This window comes from Shewanella sp. M16 (genome assembly GCF_018224605.1).
Lineage (GTDB): Bacteria > Pseudomonadota > Gammaproteobacteria > Enterobacterales > Shewanellaceae > Shewanella > Shewanella oncorhynchi.
The window spans coordinates 103,863-119,712 of record NZ_JAGTUL010000018.1; the positions used below are offsets into that span (position 1 = coordinate 103,863).

Annotated in this window: 13 protein-coding genes and 1 rRNA gene; 12 read left to right on the forward strand and 2 right to left on the reverse strand. The window is 45.5% G+C overall.

What is annotated here, in order from left to right; genetic code table 11:
• The first annotated feature begins 90 nt into the window (after positions 1-90).
• From ligA to KFE26_RS13545, 10 genes are all read left to right on the forward strand, one after another.
• Positions 91-2,148 carry an NAD-dependent DNA ligase LigA gene (ligA, locus tag KFE26_RS13500; protein WP_212600709.1) on the forward strand — a complete coding sequence of 686 codons (2,058 nt, stop codon included), beginning with the start codon at positions 91-93 and terminating at the stop codon, positions 2,146-2,148.
• Between the two features lie 247 nt (positions 2,149-2,395).
• Positions 2,396-2,881, forward strand: coding sequence for a DUF2919 domain-containing protein (locus KFE26_RS13505; protein WP_131523553.1), 486 nt, complete (start codon positions 2,396-2,398; stop codon positions 2,879-2,881).
• A gap of 222 nt (positions 2,882-3,103) precedes the next feature.
• Positions 3,104-4,306, forward strand: a complete 1,203-nt coding sequence (locus tag KFE26_RS13510; RefSeq protein WP_212600710.1) for an HD domain-containing phosphohydrolase — start codon at positions 3,104-3,106, stop codon at positions 4,304-4,306.
• 56 nt (positions 4,307-4,362) lie between these two features.
• Entirely contained in the window at positions 4,363-5,226 is an 864-nt protein-coding gene (locus KFE26_RS13515) for an NAD(P)-binding domain-containing protein (protein ID WP_212600711.1), read from the forward strand.
• A gap of 121 nt (positions 5,227-5,347) precedes the next feature.
• A complete protein-coding gene (locus tag KFE26_RS13520) occupies positions 5,348-5,968 on the forward strand; it encodes a thiol:disulfide interchange protein DsbA/DsbL (RefSeq protein WP_105252156.1) in 621 nt (206 codons plus the stop codon).
• 632 nt (positions 5,969-6,600) lie between these two features.
• Positions 6,601-6,867 carry a DUF4212 domain-containing protein gene (locus tag KFE26_RS13525; protein WP_006082142.1) on the forward strand — a complete coding sequence of 89 codons (267 nt, stop codon included), beginning with the start codon at positions 6,601-6,603 and terminating at the stop codon, positions 6,865-6,867.
• Between the two features lie 11 nt (positions 6,868-6,878).
• A complete protein-coding gene (locus KFE26_RS13530; RefSeq protein ID WP_105252157.1) occupies positions 6,879-8,615 on the forward strand; it encodes a sodium:solute symporter family protein in 1,737 nt (578 codons plus the stop codon).
• A gap of 201 nt (positions 8,616-8,816) precedes the next feature.
• Positions 8,817-10,664, forward strand: coding sequence for a DUF294 nucleotidyltransferase-like domain-containing protein (locus KFE26_RS13535; RefSeq protein WP_212600712.1), 1,848 nt, complete (start codon positions 8,817-8,819; stop codon positions 10,662-10,664).
• A 1-nt stretch (position 10,665) separates the two neighbouring features.
• Positions 10,666-11,352: an exonuclease domain-containing protein gene (locus KFE26_RS13540; protein WP_212600713.1), complete on the forward strand. Its 687-nt coding sequence runs from the start codon at positions 10,666-10,668 to the stop codon at positions 11,350-11,352.
• A 203-nt stretch (positions 11,353-11,555) separates the two neighbouring features.
• Complete coding sequence (locus tag KFE26_RS13545; protein WP_212600714.1) at positions 11,556-12,149, forward strand: lecithin retinol acyltransferase family protein; 594 nt, start codon at positions 11,556-11,558, stop codon at positions 12,147-12,149.
• A gap of 87 nt (positions 12,150-12,236) precedes the next feature.
• On the opposite strand, the gene KFE26_RS13550 is transcribed toward KFE26_RS13545, so the two are convergent.
• Entirely contained in the window at positions 12,237-13,304 is a 1,068-nt protein-coding gene (locus KFE26_RS13550; RefSeq protein ID WP_028760951.1) for a ketoacyl-ACP synthase III, read from the reverse strand.
• Positions 13,305-13,395: 91 nt separating this feature from the next.
• Complete coding sequence (locus KFE26_RS13555; protein ID WP_028760950.1) at positions 13,396-14,067, reverse strand: GntR family transcriptional regulator; 672 nt, start codon at positions 14,065-14,067, stop codon at positions 13,396-13,398.
• A 467-nt stretch (positions 14,068-14,534) separates the two neighbouring features.
• Here KFE26_RS13555 and gmhB point away from each other — a divergent pair, with 467 nt between their 5' ends.
• Together gmhB and KFE26_RS13565 are read left to right on the forward strand one after the other, a co-directional pair.
• Positions 14,535-15,083 (forward strand): D-glycero-beta-D-manno-heptose 1,7-bisphosphate 7-phosphatase, encoded by a 549-nt coding sequence (gene gmhB / locus KFE26_RS13560; RefSeq protein WP_105252161.1) that lies wholly within the window; start codon positions 14,535-14,537, stop codon positions 15,081-15,083.
• A 651-nt stretch (positions 15,084-15,734) separates the two neighbouring features.
• Positions 15,735-15,850: ribosomal RNA gene (locus KFE26_RS13565) — 16S ribosomal RNA — on the forward strand; the annotation flags it as partial.

A 15,850-nucleotide genomic window follows, 5' to 3' on the forward strand; every position in this document is an offset into this window, starting at 1 on the left:
CTTGGCGGTTAATACATTGATGAGGCCGCGATTGCGGCCTCATTTTTTGTGATCTACTTTTTGTGTTCTAAAGAATTCTGGATAAAGAATATGCAAGACATTCAACTCGATACACTTCTGTCTAAAGACGTCACCCCAGAAAACGCATCGCAGGTGATGCAGGCGCTCAGCCAATCGCTGAACGAGCACAACATTCGTTACTATGTAGACGATGCACCGAGCATTACCGATTCTGAGTACGACAGGTTGATGCAGCGTTTACTCAAGTTAGAAGCCTTGTATCCCCATTTGATTGTCGCTGATTCACCGACTCAAAGGGTGGGCGGATTGGCACTGGCTAAGTTTGAGCAAATCACGCACCTTAAGCCTATGTTGAGTTTAGATAATGCCTTCGATGAGGCGGATTTCAGTGCTTTCCATAAGCGTGTCACCGATAAAGTCGGTGAGGTGAGCTTTTGTTGTGAGCCTAAACTCGATGGCCTTGCCGTGAGTATCTTGTATCGCCATGGTGTGCTCGAGCGTGCGGCGACGCGCGGCGATGGTTCAGTGGGTGAAGACATCACTGAAAATGTGAAAACCATTAAATCGATCCCGCTTAAATTACGTGGTAATGACTTCCCTGAACTCGTTGAAGTACGTGGCGAGGCTTTTATGCCAAAAGCTGCTTTTGAGGCTTTGAATGACAGGGCGCGCGCCAAGGATGAAAAACTCTTTGTGAATCCGCGTAACGCAGCAGCCGGTAGCTTGCGACAACTTGACAGTAAAATTACTGCTGCCCGTTCATTGGCTTTTTATGCCTATGCGCTCGGTGTGGTGGAGCCGGATTCCCATCCGTTAGCTAAAACCCATTTTGAACAGTTGCAACAGCTTAAGTCGTGGGGTTTACCCGTTAGTAGCGAAATCAAAGTCTGCGCTGAATTAAGCCAAGTCTATGATTACTACAAAGACATTCTTACTCGTCGCGGCGATTTAGCCTTTGAAATTGATGGCGTAGTGATGAAAGTTAACGACATTGCCCAGCAGCAACGTTTAGGTTTTGTGGCTAAATCTCCCCGCTGGGCGATTGCCTATAAGTTCCCCGCGCAGGAAGAAATGACTCAACTTGAAGGCGTTGATTTTCAAGTGGGCCGCACAGGTGCCGTGACGCCAGTGGCGCGCTTAAAGCCAGTGTTTGTTGGTGGCGTGACGGTATCGAATGCGACGCTGCACAATGCCGATGAAATTGCCCGCTTAGGCATTAAAGTCGGTGACACAGTGATCATCCGCCGCGCTGGCGATGTGATCCCACAAATTGTTGCCATAGTGCCCGAAAGACGCCCTGAAACAGCGACTGATATTGTATTCCCACACAATTGCCCTGTATGCGGCAGTTTAGTCGAGCGTCTCGAAGGTGAGGCTGTGGCGCGCTGTAGCGGTGGTTTATTCTGCGAAGCACAGCGTAAAGAAGCGATTAAGCATTTTGCATCCCGCAAGGCATTAGATATCGATGGCATGGGCGACAAAGTCGTTGAGCAATTGATTGATAAAGAGTTAGTTCAAAGTCCTGCGGATCTGTTTAAGCTCACCGCTTCTATGATGACGATGCTTGACCGCATGGGGATGAAGTCGGCAACCAATTTAGCGGCCGCGATTGAAGCAGCCAAAACCACCACTCTTGCGCGTTTCTTATATGGCTTAGGTATTCGCGAAGTGGGTGAGGCGACGGCAGCAAACCTGGCGGCGCACTTTGCCAGTCTAGATGCGCTGCGGGTGGCAACTGTGGAGCAGTTAACTGAAGTGGAAGATGTTGGTGCTGTTGTTGCCCAGCATGTGGCCCATTTTTTTGCCCAGCCCCATAACCTTGAAGTTATTGATGCTTTAATCGCTGCTGGTGTGCATTGGCCCGCCATTGAAGCGCCAAGTGCAGATGCACAGCCGCTTAAAGGCCAAACTTGGGTATTGACTGGCACCTTAAATCAGCTCAATCGCAATGATGCTAAAGCTCAGTTGCAGGCGCTGGGGGCGAAAGTGGCAGGCAGTGTCTCCAAAAATACCGATTGTTTAGTGGCAGGTGAGGCGGCAGGTTCAAAACTGGCTAAAGCGCAGGAGCTTGGTGTTAAAGTGATGGATGAAGACGCGTTGTTAGCCCTTCTCGCCGCGAACGCTTGATTGGCGTCATTTCAGAGAGGGCGTTGGCTTGATGTTGATTCAATGCCGGCTGTAACGGCTGCAGCCTTGTATCGAGGGGGGAATACCGCCGAATAGCAGATATTAAATAGCGCCTGGCCCAAGGCGCTATTTTTTGTCTGAAAATAATCAAGGTGCGGAAAGATTATCTGCTTTGGCTATTGAATTAACCGCGATTGGCACCATCTCCTTGATATGCTGTTTTAGATTTTGCTGATTGGAAACCTATTTGAATTTTAGTCACATCACTTGGCTCGATGATAAAGGCCACATTAAACCGCCCATCTTTTTATATGCGCTTTTGGCTTATCTCGCGCGTGGTTGGTGTATTTTTATCGCCTCGCTGACTCAGATGGGTGACCGTTCTGAGTTAGTGCGGATTTTTTACCCTGAAAAGTCAGATTTTTTGCTAGCACTCGGGGCGGGACTTGGCGCGGTTTTGATTTATCTTGTGGTGATAGCTGAACGTCGACGTTCGCCCCAATGGTTAAGACCGATTTTTGTGCATTTAAAATGGGGGTTGTGGTTGCTGTTGATTATTGATGGCGTTTTGTTGGGTCAGCGATTGATCCATGGCCAATTTCTGTTTCATTGGAGTCTTGCTTTAGATGCTTTAATGTTATTTTGGTCGAGTATTTATCTTATTAAATCGAAGCGACTCAGTTATTACCTCCGTGATTGGCCAAAAGAAGAAGCTAAAGAACTTCAGCCTTAGTTTTTATCGTATTATTATATAATAACTTTATTTAGATCTGAGCGGTGGGGCGCATTACGATGTGTTCTATCCCTCAGTTTGATAAGGATTTTTACCTTATTTCTCCATTGAATGCTTTGAATCATCTATAGTTATATGTACTTAGCTTAAATGTGCCCTGTTGGATACGCAGATGAGGCCATCTGTTTATATCCACATTACATTTGAAAGGAGTCATATTGCGTGGCAAAAGTACCTCAAAAAAAGTTGTTACTGTCAGAAATTCAACTTGGCATGAGAGTCAAGTTGCCTTTGTCATGGACGAACCACCCTTTTTTATTTAACCGTGTTGATATTAGCAGTGCCGCTCAAATCGAAATGATCCGTGGCTTAGGCGTTCCCTATGTTTTTTTGTTATCTGAATTGAATGCCGAACTGGATATTGTTGAAGAAGATGACATCGAAGATGAGATAGCAGTAGAACCCGAGCGTGATCTTAAGGCTGATACCCGTAAGGCGATGCGTTTGAGTCAGAAGCGTTTTTTAATGAATGTGAATAACTGCCGTAGTGTGTTTGGTAAAATAGTCAGCGATCCTGAAGGCGCCTATCGTTTATCGGCGGCACTGGTTGAAGACTTACTCAGCCATTTACAGGAAGTTGAAACACCGTTCCTAACATTAGTTGGAATGGATGATAATGATGTCAGTGTGACCCAACATGGCGTCTCTGTGGCTGTGCTGGCAATGATGATAGGTCATGCGCTGGATTTAACTCCAAGAGAGCTGCGTGATATTGCCCTTGGCAGTTTGCTGCATGACATTGGTAAACTTAAGGTACCTGATGTTATTCGCCGAAAGCGTGGTGCGCTGACGACACACGAAGCAAGCTATTTGCAAATGCACCCTAATTTTGGCTTTGACATGCTGAATCGGTCGGGATTATTCCCTAAAGAAGTGCTGAATGTCATTTTACACCACCATGAGTTTGTTGATGGTTCAGGATTTCCTGACGGATTGACGGGTCATAAAATCCCTATCATTACGCAGATCGTGAGTTTGGCAAATGACTACGATCAACAGCTCAGTGGCCAGCAAGTGACATCTCCTCAAGTAGCATTAGGTTATTTGTTTAAAAACCGTGCGAGTAAACATTCAGAATCACTGATTTCTGTGTTGGTTAAAATTCTTGGCATCTACCCACCAGGAACTATAGTAAAGCTCTCCGATGGCTGTATCGCAAAAGTCATGATGACCACCAAAGAAGTGAGTCAGCCCCAAGTGTGGGCCTGCAAAGAGGATGGCAGTGAGCCATCGCTGCGTTTTTTAAGTAATGAAGGCGTGACAGTACAAAAAGCCATCAAGGCGGAAGAGTTGTCCGAGGGGGCTATTCGTACCTTACAAGTCGATAAAGGGATTAGTTTTTATTTTAGTTCGCTACAAACTTGAATTTTATGCGCTAAGTTCCGTATTCTATCCGCTGATGTGATTCCCTTAGGGCTAATATGGCGAATGTAAAAGCAGAAAACAGCGCAGTAAAATCCAGTGTTGCTTTGGTCGGTTGTGGATGGTTTGGTTTTGCTTTGGCAAAGCAACTTGTCCATGAGGGCTATCGAGTCACTGGCTGTAAGCGCAGTGCCGAAGAATTATCGGTATTAACTGAAGTCGGGATTGAAGCCTATCCGCTGCAATTGGGCCACGAAGCATCATCTGCCCCCGATGCTAAGGCGTTAAGCGGTTTATTTCAGACCGATTATTTAGTGGTCAATATTCCTCCCCGATTAAAGCGTGGTAATGCCGCTTATCTTGAAGAATTACAACAACTCATCGCATTAACTCAAGGCTGGCAATATCAGCGGATTGTGTTTATCAGCACTACGGGCGTATATCCGACCCAAGATAAATTGATGACAGAAGCCGATGCGATGGCAGAATCAAGCGATAGCCAAGTGCTGTTAGATGCTGAAGCTTTATTTCAAGCATTGCCCCATACCTGTATCGTTCGTTTTGCTGGACTCGTCGGTCCTAAACGTCATCCTGGGCGTTTTCTTGCTGGAAAAACCGATGTGAGTGGGGCGAATGTCGCGGTAAATTTAGTCCATCTTAGCGACTGTGTGCGCGCCGTTAGCGCAATTCTCGCGGCAACTCATTCTGGATTATCAGTGGCGCCGATTTATAATCTTTGCGCACCTTCACATCCGACTAAAGCTGAGTTTTATCAAGCTGCTGCCGAATCTCTAGGTTTAGTCGCGCCAGAATTTAACCAACAATCTATGCCGAGTAAAGTCATCCAAGCTGACGCGATTGTCACAGATTTAGGCTTTCGATATCAGTATGTTTCGCCGCTGGATATGCTAGCGGCATGTTGAGAAAGGTTCATTACTGTAAAAGGTAAAAGTCGAACTTTTAGGTTATCTTTGGGTTCCAAATTTGCTTGAGCAAATGTGTAATCCTTATTTAAGCAAATGACGAATAAAAAGAGACAATATAATGAGCGTATTTAATCGAGTTCGACCTATAGCAGTATTTGCGTGCGGATTAATGCTGAGTGCCAGTTTTGCCCTGCAGGCTGCAAGTTTCGAAGAGGGCAAGGATTATGTCACTGTGGCGGGCATTACCGAAACGCAAAAGCCAGTGCTGCGGGAGTTTTTTTCTTATAACTGTACACATTGTTATAAGCAAGAACCGCTCATTGAGTCGACAGTAAAGCTGCTTGGTAAAGATGTGGCCTTTGAGCGTACCCCCGTTGGTGCCGGTCGCCCTGCTTGGGAATTGAGTCAGTTTGCCTATTATATGGCGCAAAAATTAAAGATGACTAAGCAAACCCATGGTGCCATTTTTAAGCAAATTCATGAGAAAGGTGAGCAATTTACCACCCTTGAGCAAGTAAAAGCCTTTTTCCTTGCCCAAGGCGCTAAGGCAGATGATGTCGATGCCGCGATGAATTCCGTCGATGCTAAATTCACCCTAATGAATTATGACTCTCAAGCTGAGCTTGCTGGGATCAAGGGGGTACCGTCATTACTGGTTAATGGCCGTTATATGCTGACCTCAACCGCGCATACCGCAGAAGAATTGGCGGCGTTAGTGAAGTTTTTAGCTGCGAAGTAACGGCATTTTATAGACGGACGGCACGCGATGTATCATGCGATGAAAGCCGCTTTTTGTGAGTAATGTTTAGTCACGTTTCCTCAAAGTAGATTGAGTAACCCAGCATAGGCTGGGTTATTTTTTGTTGTAAACCTGCAAGGTGACTGTGAGTCAAACCCTAACATTTTGACGAAATAACATGATGAAATAAAACGGTAAGCAATTGGCCTGACCTAGGTTTGATGAGAGATTTAACGTCTCTAATTGATTGAGAAACTCATGATTAAAATCCTCAATAATCTAGGCTAAAAATCTTAAACCATCTGATTTTTAGCCAGTCTAGAGCCGTATTAAAGGTCATTTAAATTTCTAATTTACCTAGTTCAGACAATAAGTTATTTCTATTTATTGGATGAAAATCCTCTTTCTCCATTCACATCCCACTCATTCATGTTCGACATTGGTCTAACCTGTTAAAAAAGTTAAAACCGTATCAAAATGTAATGTCATTGTTAACTCTTTGAATTTGTTTCTATTCGCTATTTGCAGACAGTGTTTTGAATCACGGGTTAGACGAAAGTCGTGATTGTGCTCACACCAGCTGTTGCTAGATTAAACATGACTTAAAATTAAAACAGCACAGGGGAGTCACTATGGGTTTTGAAAACAACGACAAGGCAAAGGGTTATTGGCGCGAGAATATTCGTCTCGTACTGAGCTTATTAGCCATTTGGGCGGCAGTTTCTTTTGGATGCGGCATTTTATTGGTTGATGTACTCAATGAAGTCCATTTCATGGGATTCAAATTAGGTTTCTGGTTTGCACAACAGGGATCTATGTATGTATTCGTTGCGCTTATCTTTGTCTACGCGGCAAAAGCCAACGCCTTAGATAAAAAATATAACGTACAAGAAGACTAAGGAGCTTTGAGATGGATGTTCAAACACTCACATATATTATCGTAGGGCTCTCATTTGCGCTCTACATTGGGATTGCAATCTGGACCCGTGCGGGTTCAACCAAAGAGTTCTATGTTGCTGGCGGCGGTGTTCACCCTGTGGTGAACGGTATGGCAACGGCGGCAGATTGGATGTCAGCGGCGTCATTTATTTCGTTAGCGGGTATTGTGTCTTTCGTCGGTTACGATGGTAGCGTGTACTTGATGGGCTGGACGGGCGGCTACGTATTGCTTGCCCTTTGTATGGCACCGTATTTACGTAAATTTGGTAAGTTTACTGTGCCAGATTTCGTCGGTGAGCGTTATTACTCACAGGCGGCACGTACAGTCGCGGTTATCTGCGCTATCTTTATTTGCTTTACGTATATTGCAGGGCAAATGCGTGGCGTGGGTGTTGTGTTCTCGCGTTTCCTTGAAGTGGAGGTGGATACTGGTGTATATATCGGTATGGCGGTCGTGTTCTTCTACGCGGTACTCGGTGGTATGAAAGGGATTACCTATACTCAGGTTGCCCAATACTGCGTACTGATTTTCGCCTTTATGGTTCCGGCTATTTTCCTTTCAGTGATGATGACAGGCCACTTAGTTCCGCAAATTGGTTTTGGTGCTGAGTTACTAGATGCCGCTGGCAATAATAGCGGTGTGTATTTGTTAGAAAAACTCAATAACGTTTCGGTTGAGCTCGGCTTTGCACCTTACACCGACGGTTCTAAGAGCATGATAGATGTGTTCTGTATTACGGGTGCCTTGATGGTGGGTACTGCGGGTTTACCCCATGTTATCGTGCGTTTCTTCACTGTACCTAAGGTGAAAGATGCACGTATCACTGCAGGATGGTCGCTTGTTTTTATTGCGATTATGTACACCACAGTGCCTGCGTTAGCAGCGTTCTCCCGCGTGAACATGATTGAAACTATTAACGGTCCCGATTCTAAAGGTGTGGCTTATGAGTCTGCACCAGATTGGATTAAGAACTGGGAAAAAACCGGTTTGATTAAGTGGGATGACAAAAATGGCGACGGTAAAATTTACTATTCGTCAGGTAAGATTGAAGATCCCGCTAGCAAAAATGAAATGAAGATTGATAACGATATTATCGTACTTGCTACGCCAGAAATCGCTAATTTACCAGCTTGGGTTATCGCCCTCGTGGCGGCGGGTGGTTTAGCAGCAGCGTTATCAACATCTGCAGGCTTGCTATTGGTGATTTCAACGTCGGTTTCACACGACCTATTGAAAAAGAATTTAATGCCTAACCTTTCCGATAAAAAAGAGCTGCTATACGCTCGCTTGGCGGCAGGTATCGGCATTGTGATTGCGGGTTACTTTGGGGTGAACCCTCCTGGTTTCGTGGCGGCAGTGGTGGCATTCGCCTTCGGATTGGCGGCTTCCTCACTGTTCCCTGCCATTGTTATGGGTATTTTCTCTAAGACAATGAATAAAGAAGGTGCGATTGCCGGTATGTTAACGGGTCTACTGTTTACTGCTGGTTATATCATCTACTTCAAGTTTGTTGATCCAACGGCTAACGTAGCTGCTAACTGGTTCCTGGGTATTTCACCAGAAGGTATTGGTATGGTAGGCATGTTAGTGAACTTCGGTGTGGCAGCGATAGTGAGTCGAGTCACTGCGGCAACACCACTGCATGTTCAGGAGATGGTTGAATCGATTCGTTTCCCTAAAGGTTCGGGTGAAGCAAGCGGCCACTAACCTTACTGCGTAATGATGAGTATCAACACAAGAGAGCGCTTCGGCGCTCTTTTTTTATTGCCTCTTTTGGCCTGCCTTTATCACTCTGTGGGGAGTCACTTTATTATGCTTGCGGCTGACTTTAGTCGAATGTAGCGTAGCGACAATGCAGGCTATAGTGATGACATCTCAGTAAAAATTCACCTAAAGAAGGTGTTGCCTATGAATGCCAGTGAGTTACAACCCGTAGTGCAATTTCTACAGGGACTTGTGCCCTTTGATGCTCTGCCTGAGGATGTAGTCGTGCGCTGCGCTAAGGCTGTTACTGTTGGGTATTACAGCAAAGCCTCTGGTTATGTTAATTTCGACGCGAATTCGCCTAAGTTGTATATGGTGCGTAGCGGCGCCTTTGAGGTGCGCGATCCTGACGGCGTGTTGGTGGATAGAGTGGGCGAGGGTGAGTTTTTTGGCTTTTCTACTTTGTTATCAGGGGAAAAAGTCGTTAATAAAGTCGCTATTCTTGAAGACGGTCTAGTTTATCATCTGCCCCAAGCCTTGTTTGATAGCCTTAGGAGTGAGAGTCGTCACTTCGATAAGTTTTTTACCCGCGCCTTCGCAAAGCGTTTACGCCATGAGGCTCGCTTTAAGGCAAAGGATCTGACGACCACAAGTCGGATAAGTACCTTGATGTCTTCCACTCCCATCGTTATTGATGCCCAAGCTAGCGTGACTCAGGCGGCACTCTTGATGCGAAATCGCCGAGTATCGTCCTTATTGGTGACGGATAATCATAAATTGGTTGGCATCTTAACCGATAAGGATTTGCGTAATCGCGTGTTAGCTGCAGGGCTTGATGGCAACGTTGCTGTGCATCAAGCCATGACGGTTTCACCTATCTCGATTTCCTCCAATGCATTGATTTTTGAAGCCATGCTGCTGATGAGTGAGCATAACATTCATCACTTACCTATTATCGATCAAGATAAAGCTATCGGTATGGTGACCAGTACTGACATCTTGCGCGGGCAGGGCTCACAACCGCTACTGTTGATTGGTGAGATTGAACGGCAGCAGGATCTTGCCAGTTTAATTGGTGTCAGTAAGCAAATTCCCCTATTGCTGCAAAATCTTATTAGTGCCGATGCTAGAGCTGAAGAAATTGGCCGAGTGTTAACCTCTGTCACCGATGCGCTGACGCGGCGATTAATTGTGCTCAATCAGCAATTACTCGGTGAACCGCCCATGGCCTTTTGCTGGTTGGCATTTGGCTCGCAGGGACGACAAGATCAGGCTGCGTGTTCAGATCAAGATAATGGCTTGTTAGTCGCAGAAGAGATGGATGATTTTGCTAAAGGTTATTTTGATGCCTTAACCCATGCCGTGTGCGCAGGGCTTGACCAATGCGGTTATGAATTTTGTCCCGGCAATATTATGGCGCAAAATCCCCAATGGCGGATGTCACTCAAACAGTGGCAACAGGTATTTGAAAAATGGGTCATAACGCCTGAGCCTAAGGCGTTAATGCACGCCAGCATCTTCTTCGATATGCGATCGGTTTACGGTCCGCAAACCCTTTTTGATGCCTTACAGGATAAAGTCTTAGCTCAAACCCGCGATAACGATATTTTCCTCGCGGGTATGACTGGCAATTCACTAGTGGAGTCGCCGCCGTTAGGATTTTTTCGCAAATTTGTACTCGAGCGGGATGGTAGTGAAGTTAAAGGCATAGATTTGAAGCATAAAGGTAATGCTTTGATTAACGATATTGCCCGTGTTTATGCCTTGTCTGCGGGCATTAAAGAAGTGAATACTGCAAAACGTATTCGTGCCTTGATGGATGCGAATATCCTCAATCGACAAGATGCGCTCAATTTGGCTGATGCCCACGAGTTTATCGCTCATATGCGGTTATCGAACCAAGGTTATCAACATAATCTAGGGGTAGAGGTGAGTAATTATTTGCTGCCTGGGCATTTATCTTCGCTGGTTCGTCATCAGTTACGTGACGCTTTTAAAGTCGTGCATGAGGCGCAGGCGGGGATGAAGATGAAATTTATGCGAAGCTTTTGATATGAATACATTGTTGCTGAAAACTCAGCTCAATTGGCGGGCGCTGCGTTGCCAACATCATTTATTTAAAGGCTATTATCAGTCGCTGTTGCCTCTGCTGGCAATGCCGTTATCCGAAGCGCCGTTAACGGCGATGGATTTGGAGATGACAGGGCTCAATCCACAGCAAGATCAAATTCTCAGTATTGGATTGGTGCCGATTGAGCGCGGTGAGATCCCGTTGGCACGCGCCGAGCAAAAATTAGTGCAAATTCGCGGTAGTGTCGGCCAAAGTGCGACGATCCACGGCATTCTTGATAATCATTTGGTGCAAGCTGTCACTATTGAAGAAGCCATGGGTTGGTTTATCAATCAAACCTATGGCCGCGTGCTGGTGGCACATCATGCCCCTTTAGATTGTCGTTTTTTACAGCAGGATTTATTGACGATTTATCATCAAGCCATTGTTTTACCTGCAATTGATACTTTAATGATTGAAAAGCACCGTTTACTACGGGAACACTCAGTGATTAAAGAGGGGAGTTTGCGCCTTGGCGCTTGTCGCGAGCGTTATGGTTTACCCATTTATACGGCCCATAGTGCGCTGACCGATGCCTTAGCTTGTGGGGAATTATTACTCGCGCAAATGGCCGCTATGGGCGGTGCGGCAAAGCTTACTGTGGCTGATTTACTGCAAAAATCGACTTAGTCAGTGTTAACAGAAATCACTTTTTGTGGTGAGTGAATCCATTTGAGATGGATTGATTTCACCTTGATTTCATCTTAGGTTAATCACTGACAAGCTAAACTCAGTTGACATTTAATCCTCTGTTCAAATTCAACCTGCCGTTAACTTGGCAATCCAACCAACTTGTACTTCACTCTACTAAGTTGAGTGTGTAGGAGAATATGATGCCGTTACCTTTACTTTGGGTGGGTGGTGCCGTAATCGGTGCGGTTTTGCTGGCCGATGAGCGCGAGCAGCGTCAACAGCTTGAGCGTGACAGATTACTCGGTAAGGCCCCTAAGTACCCCGTTGCCAATCGCGCTATGGTGGCACCGCCGAGTCAATGGCAAAAGGGATTAAAACCAGTATCGCCAATTCCTGGGAGTATCGTCTGTTGTTATGTTTTTGGTGTGATTGAGCATACTGGCATTTGGCTTGGTGATGATTGCCTCATAGAGTTACATGGCTCAGGGCTGGTGCGGGCTGTATCGGTAAAGCGTTTTTTAGCGGGACGGACCGGTAGCCAAATCTATCTTGCCTGTAATCACCAACATCAGCCTCTTATTGCCGACTCTGTGTTGCCCCGCGCTGAACAGTCGATTTATCAGTATCGGGAATACGATTTATTCGACAATAATTGCCATCGATTTGTCTGGTCTTGTATTAGTGGCAGCGAAGGCGTGATTAAAGGCTTTAACGAGTTAAATCAAAAACTCGCCAAACATTTTAATCAAGCTATCTATTGGGATGAGATGATCATTAGCAAGCTGAATGAATAAGTTCTGTAGTCATAAACTAAAAAAGCCATCGCTTAAGATGGCTTTTTGTTTTAGTGAAACACTATGTAATCGTTTTGCAGAAACCGTTTACGGCTTACAAAAATAATCTACAGCGCGTTTAACTAACTCTATGCCTGTTTTATCGCAAGGCGGTAACTCGGCATCACTGATATTGATAGGTGTGACGCGATTTCCCCATTGCAGCAAGAGTGCGGCAGAGGTTAAGCCTGCGCCAAAGGCACAAGAGAGTATGGTTTGATTCGGCTTGATAATGCCTTGTTCTAACGCATCACAAATGGCAATTGGAATCGTCGCCGCCGAGGTATTGCCATAATTAGCGATGTTCACGAAGGCTTTTTCTTTCGGGATTTTCATTCGGCTAACTAAGGTATCAATAATACGTTCGTTGGCTTGATGCGGGATCACGAGATCCACTTCATCCTTATCAACACCACATTTTTCAAGCACTTTAGTGCTCAATTTATTCATTCCGTTAATCGCACGCTTGAAGATTTCTTGGCCATCGAATTCAATGAAAAAGTCCAATGAGTCGGCTGAGAATCTGTCCATCGCCGTGCCAAAGCCTGCTTTCAGAATATCACGACCTTCAGGATCGTTATTCAGCTCATAACCGAGCACGCCACCGGCAACATCTGTCGCTTCAACCACAACGGCACCCGCACCATCACCAAATAGCACTGCGGTTTCGCGGCGTGACCAATCTAAATAGAAAGATAAACGTTCAGCACCAATGACTAATACTTTCTTGCTCTGGCCACTCTTGATTTGTGAGCTGGCTAAACCTAAGCCGTATAAGAAGCCACTGCAGGCAGCATTGATATCGAATGCAGCACAACTGGCGCCAATATTAGCTTGTACAGTAGATGCAATATTTGGGATCAAAGTGTCTGGGCTGGCACTGGCCAGAATGATCATGTCGATTTCACTGCCATCAATACCTGCTGCTGCGAGCGCACGTTGTGCTGCAACTGAAGCAAGTTCAGAGGTATTTACATGACTGATATGGCGCTGGCTGATCCCTGTGCGAGATTTGATCCATTCGTCGGATGTCTCGATAAAGGTAGCAAGATCATCGTTGGTCAGCGTGGCTGGTGGAACACATTTGCCCCAACCTGTGATAGTGGCGTACTGCATGGTGGTTTCTCTCAAATAAAAAAGGCAGAACCTGAGCGCTGCCTTGAATCGACAACAAAGCTTATCGGCAACTCTAATGGCCGTCCGTGATCTAGACCACCTGTTTGGCGACGAGATCTCGAATTGTCATTGCGGCATGCAGAATATGATGACGCAGTAGCGCCGTCGCTTTTTCTGTTTCTCTCAGTTTGCAGTGGTTGAGCAAAGCCCTGTGCTCATGCTCTGCGGCAGGAATTCCCCCCGCGAGCAATAACTGCAAACGAATGTATCTATCACAATTAGTATTGAGGCCGTGAACAACCTCAAGGGTGTGTGGGCGATTAGCCGCCTGATATAAGCAAGTGTGAAATTGCGTATTCAACTCGCTCCAACTGGCGACGGCATCTTCATGTTTGAAGGCCGACTCCAATTGTTCGAGTACACGTTCTGCTTTTTCTAAATCAGCCTCTTGAAGTCGTGGGATCGCTTTCGCAAGCAGATCGGTTTCGATCATTGCACGTAATTCAAAAAGTTCGGTGACTTGTTCGACGGATAACACGGTCGCAGTCGCACCTTTATGGGGCTCAAACTTAACGAGTCCTTCAGCTTCGAGTTGCAATAACGCTTCTCTCACCGGAATACGGCTGACATTTAACGCTTCAGCCAAGGCACTTTGTCTGAGGGGTTCTCCTGCGGCTATGTCACCTGAAAGAATTCTCTCTCTGAGCACTTCCACAACTAACTGGGTGCGGGTTTTGTGGACGATAGGCGTAGTTCGACTCATTATTTCCGTCTATTTCGGGTATTTTCTCGTTATTTGCCCAAGATTACCGTTAAAAACACCACAAATAAAGGGAAATGCTTGATTGAGTGCAGCATCTCAGAGACTAACAATGCCCAAAAGACGGGGTTTTTTGTGGTTTTCTCTTACGATTTGAAGCGCATTCCTTGCGAGCGGCTTCGATGGCAACGGTGGCAATTATTTGTAAAAACGCTGTTGAGCTTCTTCGATTGAGTATTTTGATTAAAACAGTGCCATTACACATTTCATTGCTGGATTTTTGGGACTCTAATTTAGTGGGACAATTGCTATCTCGCATAGACACAAGCTGTTCATAGAGATTTGCCTGTACAGCCACGAAATATCACTAACGCGCAATTTAGTGCTAAAAGCATAACTTCGCGGTGCAATTTCTGATAATGAATGGAATAATAGCGCGATAACGCCTTAGGCGATTTGGGAGTATTACAGTGAGTCGAGCAGTATTTTTAGACCGTGATGGTGTGATTAACAAAGACCATGGTTATGTCCACTTAGTGGATGACTTCGAATATATTGACGGTGTGTTTGAATCTTGCCTCTCTTTAAAAGAAATGGGCTACAAGTTAGTTGTCGTCACTAATCAATCCGGTATTGCCCGTGGCATGTATACTGAAGACCAATTCCACAGCTTAACGGAGTGGATGGATTGGAACTTTGCCGACAAAGGGGTCGAGCTCGATGGTATTTACTATTGCCCGCACCATGCCGAAAAAGGTATAGGGGAATATAAGGTCGATTGTGATTGCCGCAAACCTAAGCCGGGTATGCTTAATGATGCGGCGCAATTCTTAAAAATCGACTTAGCGCACTCAGTTATGGTTGGCGACAAAGCCGAAGATATGCAGGCAGCGAAAGCGGCGGGCGTGACCACACGCATATTAGTGCGCAGTGGTAAGGTTATTGCTGATGACAGTGATGCCACAGTGGTACTCGACAGTATTGCCGATGTGCCGTCTTACTTAAAAAGCCTAGGCTAGTCGCTACGCTATTACTTATAAGCAGATAAACATTTGCTTATAAGTTCATCTCAAGTAGCTACTATCACAGTAGCCAGTAGCGTGGGTTGTTGCTCTTGTTGAATGGAAGCTTGCGTTAAAAGCGATCTAACATGGCATAAAGAGCTAACCAATAGGTTGGCTCTTGTCATTTCTAGCGCTGGATTAATCTCATCTTTGCCCTTAATTCAGCATAGATTCGATAATATTGGCGTTAAAACACACTTTTAGTTTAAAAAGTGTGCGCTTGAATCGTTTTTCGTAATTATTCGCGCCAAAGGGGTTGCGGTAAAATCTGACATCCCTATAATGCGCATCCACTGACCCAGCGGGGTCAAGGGTTAAAGGCTGAATAAGCTGATAACCATGCTCTTTAACAATTTATCAAGCAAATCTGTGTGGACACTCACAGGTGTTGAGTTAATCGAAACTGCTTAACTTTCGGGTTGACAGTCAAAAATTTAAATCAATGTTTTCAAGTCATTCTCCTCAACGAGAAGCGTGATTGAGTGTTCATAGTAATATGTACATACAGTAATGTATGAATTGAAACGCGGTGCTTCTTAGTGAGCAAAGCGAATCAAAACAGTAGAATTCATTGAGCCGTTTGACGTCAGTCAAACAACAAAACTTTAATTGAAGAGTTTGATCATGGCTCAGATTGAACGCTGGCGGCAGGCCTAACACATGCAAGTCGAGCGGCAGCACAAGGGAGTCTACTCCTGAGGTGGCGAGCGGCGGACGGGTGA

What these genes read in the sequence shown, in the direction of transcription:
- ligA (WP_212600709.1), top strand. Translation starts at nt 91, where the DNA reads ATGCAAGACATTCAACTCGATACACTTCTGTCTAAAGACGTCACCCCA.
- KFE26_RS13515 (WP_212600711.1), top strand. Translation starts at nt 4,363, where the DNA reads ATGGCGAATGTAAAAGCAGAAAACAGCGCAGTAAAATCCAGTGTTGCT.
- KFE26_RS13520 (WP_105252156.1), top strand. Translation starts at nt 5,348, where the DNA reads ATGAGCGTATTTAATCGAGTTCGACCTATAGCAGTATTTGCGTGCGGA.
- KFE26_RS13525 (WP_006082142.1), top strand. Translation starts at nt 6,601, where the DNA reads ATGGGTTTTGAAAACAACGACAAGGCAAAGGGTTATTGGCGCGAGAAT.
- KFE26_RS13530 (WP_105252157.1), top strand. Translation starts at nt 6,879, where the DNA reads ATGGATGTTCAAACACTCACATATATTATCGTAGGGCTCTCATTTGCG.
- KFE26_RS13535 (WP_212600712.1), top strand. Translation starts at nt 8,817, where the DNA reads ATGAATGCCAGTGAGTTACAACCCGTAGTGCAATTTCTACAGGGACTT.
- KFE26_RS13540 (WP_212600713.1), top strand. Translation starts at nt 10,666, where the DNA reads ATGAATACATTGTTGCTGAAAACTCAGCTCAATTGGCGGGCGCTGCGT.
- KFE26_RS13545 (WP_212600714.1), top strand. Translation starts at nt 11,556, where the DNA reads ATGCCGTTACCTTTACTTTGGGTGGGTGGTGCCGTAATCGGTGCGGTT.
- KFE26_RS13550 (WP_028760951.1), bottom strand. Translation starts at nt 13,304, where the DNA reads ATGCAGTACGCCACTATCACAGGTTGGGGCAAATGTGTTCCACCAGCC.
- KFE26_RS13555 (WP_028760950.1), bottom strand. Translation starts at nt 14,067, where the DNA reads ATGAGTCGAACTACGCCTATCGTCCACAAAACCCGCACCCAGTTAGTT.